Source organism: Bosea sp. (in: a-proteobacteria), assembly GCF_023953965.1.
Lineage (GTDB): Bacteria > Pseudomonadota > Alphaproteobacteria > Rhizobiales > Beijerinckiaceae > Allobosea.
This window is the reverse complement of sequence record NZ_JAMLIX010000001.1, coordinates 266,404-279,694: the sequence shown is the minus strand read 5'-3', so window position 1 is coordinate 279,694 and position 13,291 is coordinate 266,404. Positions and strand designations below refer to the sequence as shown.

Annotated in this window: 15 protein-coding genes; 9 read left to right on the top strand and 6 right to left on the bottom strand. The window is 68.1% G+C overall.

Annotation, left to right across the window (positions count from 1 at the left end):
* Nucleotides 1–5 precede the first annotated feature (5 nt).
* Both M9917_RS01235 and M9917_RS01230 read right to left on the bottom strand, forming a co-directional pair.
* On the bottom strand, nt 6–602 hold the full coding sequence (locus tag M9917_RS01235) for an acyloxyacyl hydrolase (protein ID WP_297250493.1): 597 nt from the start codon (nt 600–602) through the stop codon (nt 6–8).
* A gap of 156 nt (nt 603–758) precedes the next feature.
* Nucleotides 759–947 carry a twin transmembrane helix small protein gene (locus M9917_RS01230; RefSeq protein ID WP_297250492.1) on the bottom strand — a complete coding sequence of 63 codons (189 nt, stop codon included), beginning with the start codon at nt 945–947 and terminating at the stop codon, nt 759–761.
* A 218-nt stretch (nt 948–1,165) separates the two neighbouring features.
* Here M9917_RS01230 and cobS point away from each other — a divergent pair, with 218 nt between their 5' ends.
* From cobS to M9917_RS01215, 3 genes are read left to right on the top strand one after another with little or no spacing between them, the layout of a single operon-like run.
* The gene (cobS, locus tag M9917_RS01225; protein ID WP_297250491.1) at nt 1,166–2,149 is read left to right on the top strand and encodes a cobaltochelatase subunit CobS; all 984 of its coding nucleotides are present in this window, start codon (nt 1,166–1,168) and stop codon (nt 2,147–2,149) included.
* A 22-nt stretch (nt 2,150–2,171) separates the two neighbouring features.
* Nucleotides 2,172–4,073, top strand: coding sequence for a cobaltochelatase subunit CobT (gene cobT / locus M9917_RS01220; RefSeq protein WP_297250490.1), 1,902 nt, complete (start codon nt 2,172–2,174; stop codon nt 4,071–4,073).
* Nucleotides 4,070–5,071, top strand: a complete 1,002-nt coding sequence (locus M9917_RS01215) for an esterase-like activity of phytase family protein (RefSeq protein WP_297250489.1) — start codon at nt 4,070–4,072, stop codon at nt 5,069–5,071. The genes cobT and M9917_RS01215 overlap by 4 nt, the downstream gene beginning before the upstream one ends.
* Before the next feature lie 71 nt (nt 5,072–5,142).
* Here the strand turns inward: M9917_RS01215 and rpmB are convergent, their stop codons facing one another.
* Nucleotides 5,143–5,430 carry a 50S ribosomal protein L28 gene (gene rpmB / locus M9917_RS01210; RefSeq protein ID WP_297250488.1) on the bottom strand — a complete coding sequence of 96 codons (288 nt, stop codon included), beginning with the start codon at nt 5,428–5,430 and terminating at the stop codon, nt 5,143–5,145.
* 261 nt (nt 5,431–5,691) lie between these two features.
* Here rpmB and M9917_RS01205 point away from each other — a divergent pair, with 261 nt between their 5' ends.
* The 6 genes from M9917_RS01205 (at nt 5,692) to denD (ending at nt 11,295) form a co-directional block, all read left to right on the top strand.
* Nucleotides 5,692–6,504: a DUF3108 domain-containing protein gene (locus M9917_RS01205; RefSeq protein WP_297250487.1), complete on the top strand. Its 813-nt coding sequence runs from the start codon at nt 5,692–5,694 to the stop codon at nt 6,502–6,504.
* A gap of 155 nt (nt 6,505–6,659) precedes the next feature.
* A complete protein-coding gene (locus tag M9917_RS01200) occupies nt 6,660–8,492 on the top strand; it encodes an IlvD/Edd family dehydratase (protein ID WP_297250486.1) in 1,833 nt (610 codons plus the stop codon).
* 44 nt (nt 8,493–8,536) lie between these two features.
* Entirely contained in the window at nt 8,537–8,863 is a 327-nt protein-coding gene (locus tag M9917_RS01195) for a hypothetical protein (protein WP_297250485.1), read from the top strand.
* Nucleotides 8,860–9,522: a GNAT family N-acetyltransferase gene (locus M9917_RS01190; protein ID WP_297250484.1), complete on the top strand. Its 663-nt coding sequence runs from the start codon at nt 8,860–8,862 to the stop codon at nt 9,520–9,522. The genes M9917_RS01195 and M9917_RS01190 overlap by 4 nt, the downstream gene beginning before the upstream one ends.
* A 14-nt stretch (nt 9,523–9,536) precedes the next feature.
* Nucleotides 9,537–10,283, top strand: coding sequence for an SDR family oxidoreductase (locus M9917_RS01185; protein ID WP_297250483.1), 747 nt, complete (start codon nt 9,537–9,539; stop codon nt 10,281–10,283).
* A gap of 28 nt (nt 10,284–10,311) precedes the next feature.
* Complete coding sequence (denD, locus tag M9917_RS01180) at nt 10,312–11,295, top strand: D-erythronate dehydrogenase (protein ID WP_297250482.1); 984 nt, start codon at nt 10,312–10,314, stop codon at nt 11,293–11,295.
* Between the two features lie 37 nt (nt 11,296–11,332).
* Here the strand turns inward: denD and M9917_RS01175 are convergent, their stop codons facing one another.
* From M9917_RS01175 to rplU, 3 genes are all read right to left on the bottom strand, one after another.
* Nucleotides 11,333–12,028, bottom strand: a complete 696-nt coding sequence (locus M9917_RS01175; protein ID WP_297250481.1) for a GNAT family N-acetyltransferase — start codon at nt 12,026–12,028, stop codon at nt 11,333–11,335.
* 156 nt (nt 12,029–12,184) lie between these two features.
* On the bottom strand, nt 12,185–12,451 hold the full coding sequence (gene rpmA / locus M9917_RS01170) for a 50S ribosomal protein L27 (protein ID WP_297250480.1): 267 nt from the start codon (nt 12,449–12,451) through the stop codon (nt 12,185–12,187).
* Between the two features lie 101 nt (nt 12,452–12,552).
* Complete coding sequence (gene rplU / locus M9917_RS01165; RefSeq protein WP_297250479.1) at nt 12,553–13,236, bottom strand: 50S ribosomal protein L21; 684 nt, start codon at nt 13,234–13,236, stop codon at nt 12,553–12,555.
* Nucleotides 13,237–13,291: the final 55 nt, after the last annotated feature.

Here is a 13,291-nt window from a genome sequence, read left to right as displayed (position 1 = left end):
CGGCTTCAGAAGCTGTAGCCGAGCCTCGCACCGATATTGGCCGGGCCGCGATTGGAGGCGCCGGGCTTGTCGGAGCAGCCGAGCGTTCTGAAATGCTCGAGCGTGGTGACGAGGCTCCAGCGGTCCGACAGCCGGAAGCCGAGGGCCGCCGCCTCGCGCGTCCCGGTGTTGCAGCCGAGCGCCAGGCGGTTCTCAGGGAAGACCGGCCCGGTCTTGGCGTCGTTCAGCGCCGCGCCGAGGCTCGCCTCGACGAAGACGTCGCGCGTCACGTCGAAGGCCCATGTCGCCCCGGCATAGGCATAGCGCGTGCCGTTGAGGTTGAGGCTCGCACCCATGTTGAAGCGCGGGATGAAGGCCGCCGCGATCCGGTCGCCCGGCTGGGCGAGGCGCGGCGACAGGATGTCCGCGCTCAGATTCGCCAGCCCGCTCTCGCGCCCGCCGGGATTGGCGAGGCCGGCGCCGACGCGCGCCTCCCAGGCCGGGGCCGGCGGCTCGCTGGCTGGGGCGTAGCTGGAGACAGTGCCGGAGAGCGACCGGGTCTGCGCGCAAGCGCCAGAGACGGTGAGGCAAACGGCAAGAAACAGCGACGCGACGCGGAGCATGGACCCTGGGCAAAAAAGCTGTGACGAGGCGTTAGTGAAGCGCACACACTCGTGTCCGGAATGTGGCGAAACCCGCCGAAGCGAGCCCTCGCCCACAGCAAAACGCGTCAGATTCGTTTTTGATTTCAGTTGCTTGCGCGTGGTGTCGCAGGGCTTTCAGCCGTTGCGCCACCACAGCACGATGACGATCAGGATGATGGCGATGAATTGCAGGATGACCCTGAGCCGCATCAGCCGCTGCGAGGTGTTGGCGCTGCCGCCGCGCAGCATGTTGACGAGGCCGAGCAGAAGCACGAGGGCAACGGCCGCGACCGCGATGGAGACGAGCGTGTTGGAAAACGTCATGCGCGCAGGCTTAGAGCATCGCACGGGCAAGGGGAATCGGCTTTTCGGAAATGCCCGTGCCGAAGCCCGGCATGCCCTTTGCGTGTGCCGGGGTGCAGCTTTGCGAATTGCCGCCCCCGGCCTTTCGCTCTAATGAGGGAGTATCCGCCTCCCTCCTCGGTCGGCTTTTGGGTTGCCCGGCGAATTCCGGTCACGGCCCTTTGCCCGGAGACAAGATGATGACGACGACGACCGCGCCCGGCCTGCCCGACATGAAGCTGTCGGTCCGGCAGACCTTCGGGATCGAAACGGATCTCGAGGTGCCGGCCTATTCCACCGCCGATGCGCATGTGCCCGATCTCGACCCGGATTACCGCTTCGACCGCGACACCACGATCGCGATCCTCGCCGGCTTCGCCCATAACCGCCGCGTCATGATCTCGGGCTATCACGGCACCGGCAAATCGACCCATATCGAGCAGGTCGCCGCCCGCCTCAACTGGCCCTGCGTGCGCGTCAACCTCGACAGCCACGTCTCGCGCCTCGACCTCGTCGGCAAGGACGCGATCGTGCTGAAGGAAGGCAAGCAGATCACCGAGTTCCAGGACGGCATCCTGCCCTGGGCGCTGCAGAACAACATCGCGCTGGTCTTCGACGAATACGATGCCGGCCGCCCGGACGTGATGTTCGTGATCCAGCGCGTGCTGGAGCAGTCCGGCAAGCTCACCCTGCTCGACCAGAAGCGCGTCATCCGCCCGCACCCCGCCTTCCGCCTCTTCGCAACCGCCAACACGGTCGGCCTCGGCGACACGTCGGGCCTCTATCACGGCACCCAGCAGATCAACCAGGGCCAGATGGACCGCTGGTCGATCGTGACCACGCTGAATTACCTGCCGCACGACAACGAGGTCGCGATCGTGCTGGCGAAGTCGAAGCACTACCAGAAGGCGCCGGACGGCAAGGACATCGTCAACAAGATGGTCCGCGTCGCCGATCTCACCCGCAACGCCTTCATGAACGGCGATCTCTCGACCGTGATGAGCCCGCGCACCGTCATCACCTGGGCGGAGAACGCGGCGATCTTCGGCGATATCGGCTTCGCCTTCCGCGTCACCTTCCTCAACAAATGCGACGAGATGGAGCGCACGCTGGTGGCCGAGTTCTACCAGCGCTCTTTCGGCAAGGAGCTGCCGGAGAGCGCCGCCAACGTGGTGCTGAGCTAGAACTCCAGAGAACGGCCGCGCCTTGTCCATCTCGAACCGCAAGCCCGGAACGCCGAAGGAAGCTCCCGCCGAGCCGCTGAAGCGGGCGATCTCGGGCGCGATGAAGGCGATCGCGCGCAAGCCGGAGATGGAGATCGTCTTCGCCGCCGACAAGCCGTCGCTGGTCGGCGAGCGGGCGCGCCTGCCTGAGCCGCCGCGCAAGCTCAGCCCCGGCGATGTCGCGATCCTGCGCGGCCATGCCGATTCGATGGCGCTGCGCCTCGCCTGCCACGATGCGACGATCCACCGCCGCGCCGCGCCTGAGGGCGATGCGGCGCGCGCCGTCTTCGACGCCGTCGAGCAGGCGCGCGTCGAATCGATCGGCTCGCGGCGGATGGCCGGCATGGCCGGCAACATCACCGCGATGCTGGAGGACCGCTATCACCGCGGCGGGCGCTATGAGGAGATCACCGACCGGGCCGACGCGCCGCTCGAGGATGCGCTCGCCCTGATGGTGCGCGAGCGGCTGACGGGCCTGAAGCCGCCGAAGGCGGCGCAGAAGCTGGTCGAGCTCTGGCGCGAGCAGATCGAGGCCAAGGCCGGCGCCGATCTCGACCGGCTGACGAAGACGATCGAGGACCAGCGCGGCTTCGCCCGTACCGTGCGCGACATGCTGGCCGCGCTCGACATGGCCGAGCAGAGCGCGCAGGGCGACGATCAGGACGAGGACGAGGACAACCAGGACCAGTCCTCCGAGGACCAGCAGCAGCAGGACGGCGAATCCGAGCAGGAGAGCGGCGCCGACCGCTCCGAGACCGAGACCAGCGATGACGCGACCGAGGAGCTGGAGGAGGGCGCCTCCGAGGCGGCCGACGCTCCCGCGGGCGACCGGGAGGAGGAGGACGAATCGTCTGAATCCGAGGATGCCGGCGAGGCGCCGCGCCCGCGCGAGGGACGTAATGACGGCCGCCAGGCCACCGACTACAAGGCCTATACGACCAAGTTCGACGAGGTCGTCACCGCCGAGGAGCTCTCCGATGCCGAGGAGTTGACGCGGCTTCGCGCCTATCTCGACAAGCAGCTCGCCCATCTCCAGGGCGTCGTCGCCCGCCTCGCCAACCGCCTGCAGCGGCGGCTGATGGCGCAGCAGAACCGCTCCTGGGAATTCGACCTGGAGGAGGGCGCGCTCGATCCGGCCCGGCTGCCGCGCATCATCATCGATCCGTTCCAGCCGCTCTCCTTCCGGCAGGAATCGGACGTCAATTTCCGCGACACGGTCGTCACCCTGCTGATCGACAATTCCGGCTCGATGCGCGGGCGGCCGATCACGGTCGCGGCGACCTGCGCCGACATCCTGGCCCGCACGCTGGAGCGCTGCGGCGTCAAGGTCGAGCTGCTCGGCTTCACCACGCGCGCATGGAAGGGTGGGCTCTCGCGCGAGGCCTGGCTGCAATCGGGCAAGCCGCCCAATCCCGGCCGGCTCAACGATCTGCGCCACATCGTCTACAAGGCGGCGGACGCGCCCTGGCGGCGGGCGCGCAAGAATCTCGGGCTGATGATGCGCGAGGGGCTGCTCAAGGAGAACATCGACGGCGAGGCGCTGGATTGGGCGCATAAGCGCCTGCTCGGCCGGCCCGAGCAGCGCAAGATCCTGATGGTGATCTCGGACGGCGCCCCGGTCGACGATTCGACGCTCTCGGTCAATGCCGGCAACTATCTCGAGCGGCATCTGCGCCATGTCATCGCCGAGATCGAGACGCGCTCGCCGATCGAGCTCATCGCCATCGGCATCGGCCATGACGTTACCCGCTATTACCGCCGCGCCGTGACGATCGTCGATGCCGAGGAGCTGGGCGGCGTCATGACCGAGAAGCTCGCCGAGCTGTTCGAGGAGGACGGGCCGGCGACGAGCTCCGCCTCCGGCGCGTCGCGTCGCCTGCATTGAGGCCTTTCAGCCGCCGCGCCGCGCTGGCGGGCCTCTGCACGCTCGCGCTGCCGGGCGCGGCACGGGCCATCGAGCAGACCCGCTTTCCCGTCGCGGTTTCCGCGCGCCGCATCGCCGCCTTCGAACCGCGCAACACCGACAGGCGCCGCTTCGGCGCGCTGCATTTCCGCGGCGGGCTGGTGCTGTCATCCGGCCATCCGCGATTCGGCGGCTTTTCCGGCCTCGCGCGGCTGGGGGACGGGCGCGATCTCGTCGCGGTCAGCGATCGCGGCTACTGGCTCACCGCGAAGGTCATGTCCGAAGGCGGCAGGCTCGCCGGCCTCGCGGAGGGCGAGATGGCGGCGATCCTCGGCGCCTCCGGCCGGCCGCTGACGCGCTCGGGCCTGTTCGACACCGAAAGCCTCTGCATCGCCGACGGCACAGCCTTCGTCGGGATCGAGCGCAAGCACGAGATCGCCCGCTTCGATTGGGCGCGCGACGGCGTCGAGGCCCGGGCCCGGCCCGTGCCGTTGCCGCCGGCGCTGAAGCGCCTGCCACGCAATCGCGGGCTCGAGGCGCTCGGCGTCGTGCCGGCCGGCGCGCTGAAGGGCGCGCTCGTCATGATCGCGGAGCGCTCGGGCAAGGAGGACGAGCCGACCATCGGCGCGATTCTCGGTGGGCCGCGGCCCGGCCTGTTCACGGTCGCGAGGCCCGGCGGCTACGACATCACCGATCTCGCCTTCCTGCCCTCCGGCGACATGCTGCTGCTGGAGCGCTGGTACAAGCCGCTGCGCGGTGTCGGCATGCGGATCAGGCGAATCGCCGGCCGCGGGATCGGGCCGGGCGCCTTGCTCGACGGGCCCACCCTGATCGAGGCCGATCTCGGCAGCGAGATCGATAACATGGAGGGGCTGTCGGTCCATCAGGAGAACGGGCGCACCGTGCTGACCCTGATCTCGGACGACAATTTCTCGTTCCTGCAGCGCACATTGCTGCTCGAGTTCGAGTTGATTCTATAGAGCGCCAGCCGGGCTCGAACGAAAAAAGCGGCCTTGCGGCCGCTTCCTTCAGACCCGAAAGGGAAACCCGCTCAGTTGGCGGCGAGCTTCTTCTCGAGGTCGCGCTTGAGGGCGAGCGCGCCGACCGAGAGGTCGCCGGCCGAAGCCTTGAGCAGGAAGGCGTCGAGGCCGCCGCGATGCTCGACCGAACGCAGGGCGTTGGCCGAGACGCGCAGGCGCACCGAACGGCCGAGCGCGTCCGACTGCAGCGTGACGTTGACGAGGTTCGGGCGGAAGACGGTCTTCGTCTTGCGGTTCGAGTGGCTGACGAGATGGCCGGTCAGGGTGGCTTTCCCGGTCAGTTCGCAACGGCGGGCCATGATATCGTTCCTTGCATCTCCGGCGCTCAAACAAAAAAACCGACACGCGACGTGCCGGCGAGCACCGGAAGTCAAATTGAGGTCGCGGTTCCATAGCCAAGGCGGTCGCCCGCGTCAAGGAAAACTCCGGCCCGCCGTTCACATGGCCTTCAGCGTTAACGGGGTGTAAAGAGGGCGGCCCGATGCTGCGACCGGGCGGTCATGCTTCGGACCGATTCAGGGGGCATTGCAGATGAGTTCGCGCCGTTCCGGAGGCAAGGGATGAAGTTGGCCGTCGCATCGCTCCTCGCTGGCCTTGCTCTCGCTGCCTGCCCGGCTGCGGGGGCCGGCGCCGCCTCGCTCGATGCGCGCTACGAGGTCTCGCTGCTCGGAATCACGCTGGGCACGGCGAGTTTGAGCGGCGGCATCGATGGGACGGGCTACAAGCTCGACATGGTCGCCAGGCTGACGGGCATCGTCGGCGGGGTCACGGGCGGGCGCGGCTCGGGCGCGGCGACCGGCGTGCTCGTCGGCGGCAAGCTCGCGCCGAAGACCTTCGCCGTCAGCTCCGCCAATTCCAGCGAGAGCCGGACCGTCAGGATGGCGCTGGCCGAGGGCACTGTCGCCGGCATCGACATCGAGCCGCCGATCGACGCGAAGCCCGATCGCGTCCCGCTCAACGACAGTCACAAGCGCAATATCGTCGATCCGCTCAGCGCCTTCCTGATGCCGGTCAACGGCAAGGGCCACGACGGCGCCTGCAACCGCACGCTGCCGATCTTCGACGGCGCCGCGCGCTACGACATCAAGCTGTCGAGCGCCGGCACCCGCAAGATCGAGCTCGACGGCTATAGCGGCCCGGTCTTCGTCTGCCAGGCGCGTTTCGTGCCGATCGCCGGCCACCGGGCGCTGCGGCCCAGCACCAAGTTCATGGCCGAGAACCGCGACATCACCGCCTGGCTCGCGCCCGTCGCCGGCACCGACATGATGGTGCCGGTGCGCATCTCGGTGAAGACGATGATCGGCACGGCCGTGATCGAGGCGTCGCGCTTCAGGGTCGATCCCGGCGTGACCGCGACCGCCGCGCGCCGCTGAGGCGCGCCCGCGCCGCCGGCGTAAATAGTATGACTATCCGTCCGATTGGGCCTTGCCGAGCCGCAGGCGATGGGCATGATGGCTTGTCTCGCATTGTTCGCATGTGAGACCGGCGCGCGGCCCTGGCGCCGCGCCGTGCGAGAGGACGCTTAAGGATGGCCAAGGCACCCGGCAAGGCACCCGGCAGGAAGCCGGTTCGCCGCATCAAGCCCGCCGAACTGCGCTCCAAGGCGTGGTTCGACAACCCCGACAATGCCGACATGACCGCGCTTTATATCGAGCGCACCATGAATTTCGGCCTGTCCCGCGAGGAGCTGCAATCGGGCCGGCCGATCATCGGCATCTCCCAGACCGGCTCCGACATCGCCCCCTGCAACCGGCATCATCTCGAGCTGGCGCCGCGTATCCGCGACGGCATCCGCGAGATGGGCGGAATCCCCTTCGAGTTCCCGATCCATCCGATCCAGGAAACCTGCAAGCGCCCGACCGCGAGCCTCGACCGCAACCTGCAATATCTCTCGCTGGTCGAGATCCTCTACGGCTACCCGCTCGACGGCGTCGTGCTGACCACCGGCTGCGACAAGACCACGCCGGCGCAGATCATGGCCGCCGCGACGGTCGACATCCCGGCGATCGCGCTGCCCGGCGGGCCGATGCTGAACGGCTCCTTCCGCGGCGAGCGCACGGGCTCGGGCACCATCGTCTGGAAGGCGCGCCAGATGATGGCGGCCGGCGAGATCGACTACAAGGGCTTCGTCGAGCTCGTCGCCTCCTCGGCGCCCTCGGCCGGCCACTGCAACACGATGGGCACGGCCTCGACGATGAACTCGCTGGCCGAGGCCATGGGCATGACGCTGCCCGGCGCCGCCGCGATCCCCGCGCCCTATCGCGATCGCTACGAGATGGCCTATCTGACGGGCCGGCGCATCGTCGAGATGGTCTGGGAGAACCTGACGCCGTCGAAGATCCTGACGCGCGAGGCCTTCGAGAACACCATCGTCATCAACTCGGCGATCGGCGGTTCGACCAACGCGCCGATCCACGTCAACGCCATCGCGAAGCATATCGGCGTCAAGCTCGACAACGAGGACTGGACGAGGATCGGATACGACATCCCGCTGCTGGTGAACATGCAGCCGGCCGGCGAGTATCTCGGCGAGGATTACTACCGCGCCGGCGGCCTGCCCGCCGTGATCGCGGAGCTCGTCGAGAAGGGCAAGCTGAAGCCCGCGATCACCGCCAACGGCCGCACGCTGGAGGAGAACTGCAAGGGCGCCTTCTCGATCGCGCGCGAGGTGATCAAGAGCTACGACGCGCCGATGAAGGCCCAGTCCGGCTTCCTCAACCTCTCCGGCAACCTGTTCGATTCCGCGATCATGAAGACCAGCGTGATCACGCCGGAATTCCGCAAGCGCTATCTGGAGAACCCGAAGGACCCCAACGCCTTCGAGGGCCGCGCCATCGTCTTCGACGGGCCGGAGGACTACCATCACCGCATCGACGACCCGGCGCTCGCCATCGACGAGCACTGCATCCTGTTCATCCGCGGCGTCGGGCCGGTCGGCTATCCGGGCGCGGCCGAGGTGGTGAACATGCGCCCGCCGGACTATCTCATCAGGAAGGGCGTCACCGCGCTCGCCTGCATCGGCGACGGGCGCCAGTCCGGCACCTCCGGCTCGCCCTCGATCCTCAACGCCTCGCCCGAAGCGGCGACGGGCGGCGGGCTTGCGCTGCTGAGGACCGGCGACAGGGTGCGCATCGACCTCAACCGGCGCAGCGCCGATATCCTGATTCCCGATGCGGAGCTGGCGGCGCGCCGCGCCGCGCTGAAAGCGGCCGGCGGCTACAAATACCCCCGCAGCCAGACGCCCTGGCAGGAGATCCAGCGCAGGATCGTCGACGAGCTTTCCGAGGGCATGGTCCTCAAGCCGGCGGTCAAGTACCAGAAGATCCACAAGAAGTTCGGCGTGCCGCGCGACAACCACTGAGCCTTGGCAATGGCACGCAAGCCGCAGCATTCCGGGAAGCGCGCATGAGCGGCACGCTCCTGATCGCGCCGGAATGGCTTGGCCTGAGCGGCCTCTGGCAGCTCGACCCCAAGGGGCGGCGCAAGCCCGTGGATGCCGAGGAGATCGGGCTGTCGGAGGCGCTCGCAGACCGGCTCGAAGCCTGGATGGATGCCTTCGACGCGATCTATGACGAGGACGATCCCGCCGCTTCCGATTTCGACGGTGCAGTCGAGCGCCTGGCCTGGGAGGCCGAGGGCCATGCCCTCGCCCGGGCCATCGCCGCTGAGCTCGGCGAGGCCTGGGAGATCCGGCACGATCTCGCCGGCTGGAAAGGCAAGGACGCATCATGACGCTGAACTGGAAGGCGCCGCCCTTTCCCCCGGCCAGGGTCCTGGAGGGGCGCTATTGCCGGCTGGAGCCGCTCGACACCGCCCGCCATCTCGACGACATCTGGGCGGCCGCCGCCGGCCACGATGCGATCTGGGACTGGCTGCCGGCGCGGCCCCCGCAGGACAAGCAGGCTTATCGCGCTTTGCTCGACTCGATGGTGGCCAAGGCCGGCATCGTGCCGCTCGCCGTGATCGATAAGGCCGACGGCAAGGCCAAGGGCCATCTCTGGATCATGGAGATCCGGCCCGAGCACGGCGTCTTCGAGGTCGGCTGGATCACCTATTCCCCGTCCCTGCAACGGACGCGGGCGGCGACGGAGGCGATCTATCTCGTCGGCGATTACGGCTTCTCGCTCGGCTATCGCCGCTACGAGTGGAAATGCAACGACCTGAACGAGCCTTCCAAGCGCGCCGCGCTGCGCTTCGGCTTCAAGCCCGAGGGAGTGTTTCGCCAGCATATGGTGGTGAAGGGGGAGAATCGCGATACCGCCTGGTTCTCGATCCTCGACGGCGAATGGCCGGCGCGGGCGCGCGCCTTCCGGGTCTGGCTCGCGCCGGAGAATTTCGATACGCAGGGCCGGCAGAAAGCCGCGCTCGCTGATTTTGCCGAGGCCGGCTGAGGGAGGACACGAGCATGGCAGGACGTTTGAAGGGCAAGGTCGCGGTCGTCACCGCCGCGGGGCAGGGGATCGGCCGGGCCATCGCCGAGGCTTTCGTCGCGGAGGGCGCCACCGTCTGGGCGACCGACAGGGACGTCGCGCTGCTGGAGGGCATCCCGAAGGCGAAGAAGCGCAAGCTCGACGTGCTCTCGACCAAGGCGGTCAACGCGCTCGCCGAGAAGATCGGGCCGGTCGACATCCTCGTCAACGCAGCCGGCTTCGTCCATCACGGCACGGCGCTCGACACCGACGAGCGGTCCTGGGATTTCTCCTTCGACATCAACGTCAAGTCGATGCATCGCACGATCCAGGCTTTCCTGCCCGGCATGCTGGCCAAGGGCGCGGGCTCGATCGTCAACATCGCCTCGGTCGCGAGCACCGTGCGCGGGCTGCCGAACCGCTATGTCTATGGCGCGACCAAGGCGGCGGTGATCGGCCTGACCAAGGCGCTCGCGGCCGACTTCATCAGGCAGGGCATCCGCGCCAACGCGATCTGCCCCGGCACGATCGCCTCGCCCTCCCTCCTCAAGCGCATCAGCGATATCGCCGCGGAGACGAAGACGACGGAGGCGGCCGTGCGCCAGTCCTTCATCGACCGCCAACCCATGGGCCGGCTCGGCCTGCCCGAGGAGATCGCCCGGCTTGCGGTCTATCTCGCCTCCGACGAGGCGAGCTTCACCACCGGCCAGATCCATCTGGCGGATGGCGGCTTCGTGCTCTGAGCCGCAGCGGACTTCCGGGGAGGCGAGGGTGCATATTCTGGTTCTCGGCGGCGCCGGCATGGTCGGGCGCAAGTTCATCGAGCGGCTGGCCCGCGACGCTGTGCTCGGCGGCGAGCCGGTGACGCGCGTGACGGCGCAGGACGTCGTCCCGGCCGCCCCGCTGGCGGCCGCGCCCTTCGATGTCGAATCGGTCGTCTCCGACCTGTCGCTCCCCGGCGAGGCCGAGGCGCTGGTCGCGGCGCGGCCGGAGCTGATCGTCCATCTCGCGGCGATCGTCTCCGGCGAGGCCGAGGCCGATTTCAACAAGGGCTACCGCATCAACCTCGACGGCACGCGCCAGCTCTTCGAGGCGATCCGGCGCGTGGGCGGCGGCTACAGGCCGCGCGTGGTCTTCACCTCCTCGATCGCGGTGTTCGGCGCGCCGTTCCACGACAGGATCGAGGACGAGTTCTTCACCACCCCGCTGACCAGCTACGGCACGCAGAAGGCGATCGGCGAACTGCTGCTCTGCGATTATACGCGGCGCGGCTTCTTCGACGGCGTCGCCATCCGCCTGCCGACGATCTGCGTGCGCCCCGGCAGGCCCAACAAGGCGGCCTCGGGCTTCTTCTCCAACATCATCCGCGAGCCCTTGAACGGCGAGGAGGCCGTGCTGCCGGTCTGCGACCAGGTGCGCCACTGGCACGCCTCGCCGCGTTCGGCGGTCGGCTTCCTGGTTCACGCTGCGACGATGGACCTGGCTGCGATCGGCGCGCGCCGGGCGCTGACCATGCCGGGCTATTCCTGCACCGTCGCCGAGCAGATCGAGGCGCTGCGCAAGGTCGCGGGCGAGAGCGTGGTGAAGCGGATCAGGCGGGAGCCCGATCCGGTGATCGACGGCATCGTCGCGGGCTGGCCGCGCGATTTCGACCCGCAGCGCGCGCTCGCGCTCGGCTTCAGGGCGGAGTCGAGCTTCGAGGAGATCATCCGCGTGCATATCGAGGACGAGCTGCACGGGACCTTCGCGACGTAATTTCAGGAAACGCTCCCCGCAATGACGGCGGCGCCTGTCAGCAAGCCGGGCAGGGGTTGCCCAGCTCCTGCTGGCGGCGCGGAGGCAGCCCGAGCGCCGGGGCGCGTGCCGGTTCCGCCTCAGGCTCAGGCTCGGGCGCATGGGCCCAGCCGCTGGCGCTCCAGCTCTTCAGCGCCGCCCAGGTCGAGCGGTCGAGCCGGAACTGCTCGCAGGGGAACAGCCCGCCGCGCGCCGGCAGCGACTTCAGGAAGGAGCCCTCGGCCCGGAAGCCGGACTTCTCCAGGACCCGCCGCGAGGCCGGGTTGATGATGCGGCTGTCGGCCTCGATCGCCGGCACGTCGATGAGCGAGAACAGGGTGTCGATCAGCCCCTGCACCGCCTCGGTCGCGTAGCCCTTGCCCCAATGGGCGGTGCCGAGCCAGTAGCCGATGAAGGGCACCCCCGTCGCCTGATGGTGTGCGCCGATCATGCCGATCAGCTCGTTCGGCTTCGAACGCGGCGTGATCGCGAGCGCCAGATGCTCGCCCAGCGCATTGCCCTTGCGCATCGCGAAGACGAAGGGCTCCACCGCATCCGGCGGATAGGGATGGGGGATCGACGCCGTCATCTCCGCCACCGCCTTGTCGCCGGCCTGGCGCAGGATGGCCTTGGCATCGGCCATGCGCGGCCAGCGCAGCCACAGCCGCCGGGTCTCGAGCCGGAAGACATCGTCGCGGGTCAATTCGGGGAACATTCTCGTCTCTCCGTCGGCGCAAACGAAAAAAGGGAGCTGGGACTTCGGTCCCATCTCCCCTTCGCTGACCTTCGGGAGACCCGTTCCGGGCCTTCAATCCCTTGATCCGTTCGGTTCGATGGAACCGGCGGATCGAGAGAATTCCCTATCCGCCTCTTACTCTGCGGCCTCTTGGGCCGGGACTACGTTCACGAAAGCTCGGCCGAGTTTCGTCGTGAATCGGACGCGGCCGTTCGTCGTCGCAAAGAGGGTATGGTCTTTGCCCATGCCGACATTGGCGCCGGCATGCCACTTGGTGCCGCGCTGACGAACGATGATGTTGCCGGCCACGACCGCCTGGTCGCCGAAGCGCTTCACACCGAGCCGCTTGCTTTCGGAATCGCGGCCGTTACGCGACGAGCCGCCTGCCTTTTTGTGAGCCATGACGCCTTAACCTTGAAACTTGTGCTGTCCCTGTAACCCGAATCGGCGGCGAAAGCCAGCCGGTCCGGGTCCGACGATCGATCTTACGCTGACGGATGCCGTCAGTAGTCCTCGCCCGAAGCGAGCTCGGCCTGGTCGGCCTTGGCGCGCGGCGGCTTGCCGGCGAGCAGCTCCTTGGCCTGCTCGACCCACTCCTCGCGGGTGGCGCGGCCACGCAGCTTCAGCTCCTCGTCCCATTTGGCGATATCGGCCTCGGTCCAGGCGGCGATCTCGTTCCAGGAGGCGATGCCGGCGGCGCGCAGCTTCTTCTCGATGGTCGGGCCAATGCCCGAGATCAGCGAGAGGTTCGAGGCGTCGAGGCCCTCAGCGGCAGCCTCGGCGGGCTTCGCGGCGGCCTTGCCCTTGGTCGCGGTCGAGGCGGCCTTCAGCGCCACGGCAGAGGCATCGCCCTTCTTCATCTCCGGCTTCTTGCCGCCGGTGAGGATGTCGGTGATGCGCACGATGGTCAGCTCGGCGCGGAAGCCGCGCTTGCGCTTGGAATTCTGGCGGCGGCGCTTCTTGAAGGCGATGACCTTCTCGCCACGGGCCTGCTCGACGATCTCACCGGCGACGGTGATCTCGGAGAGGGCCTTGGCGTCGAGCGTGGTCTTCTCACCCTCGGTGAGCATCAGCACCGAGCCGAAGGCGACGGTATCGCCGGGGTTGCCCTCGATCTTGGCGACGGTGATCCTGTCGTTGGCGGCGACGCGGAACTGCTTCCCGCCGGTCTTGATGACTGCGAACATTTTATCCTCCATGTTCGGCCCCGTCCTGTCTTGAGGCTTCCGGCTGGAAGCGCCT

Bases quoted from the DNA above. Each gene is read 5' to 3' on its own strand.
- M9917_RS01235 (WP_297250493.1), bottom strand. From the start codon at position 602: ATGCTCCGCGTCGCGTCGCTGTTTCTTGCCGTTTGCCTCACCGTCTCT.
- M9917_RS01230 (WP_297250492.1), bottom strand. From the start codon at position 947: ATGACGTTTTCCAACACGCTCGTCTCCATCGCGGTCGCGGCCGTTGCC.
- cobS (WP_297250491.1), top strand. From the start codon at position 1,166: ATGACGACGACGACCGCGCCCGGCCTGCCCGACATGAAGCTGTCGGTC.
- rpmB (WP_297250488.1), bottom strand. From the start codon at position 5,430: ATGGCCCGCCGTTGCGAACTGACCGGGAAAGCCACCCTGACCGGCCAT.
- M9917_RS01205 (WP_297250487.1), top strand. From the start codon at position 5,692: ATGAAGTTGGCCGTCGCATCGCTCCTCGCTGGCCTTGCTCTCGCTGCC.
- M9917_RS01200 (WP_297250486.1), top strand. From the start codon at position 6,660: ATGGCCAAGGCACCCGGCAAGGCACCCGGCAGGAAGCCGGTTCGCCGC.
- M9917_RS01195 (WP_297250485.1), top strand. From the start codon at position 8,537: ATGAGCGGCACGCTCCTGATCGCGCCGGAATGGCTTGGCCTGAGCGGC.
- M9917_RS01190 (WP_297250484.1), top strand. From the start codon at position 8,860: ATGACGCTGAACTGGAAGGCGCCGCCCTTTCCCCCGGCCAGGGTCCTG.
- M9917_RS01185 (WP_297250483.1), top strand. From the start codon at position 9,537: ATGGCAGGACGTTTGAAGGGCAAGGTCGCGGTCGTCACCGCCGCGGGG.
- M9917_RS01175 (WP_297250481.1), bottom strand. From the start codon at position 12,028: ATGTTCCCCGAATTGACCCGCGACGATGTCTTCCGGCTCGAGACCCGG.
- rpmA (WP_297250480.1), bottom strand. From the start codon at position 12,451: ATGGCTCACAAAAAGGCAGGCGGCTCGTCGCGTAACGGCCGCGATTCC.
- rplU (WP_297250479.1), bottom strand. From the start codon at position 13,236: ATGTTCGCAGTCATCAAGACCGGCGGGAAGCAGTTCCGCGTCGCCGCC.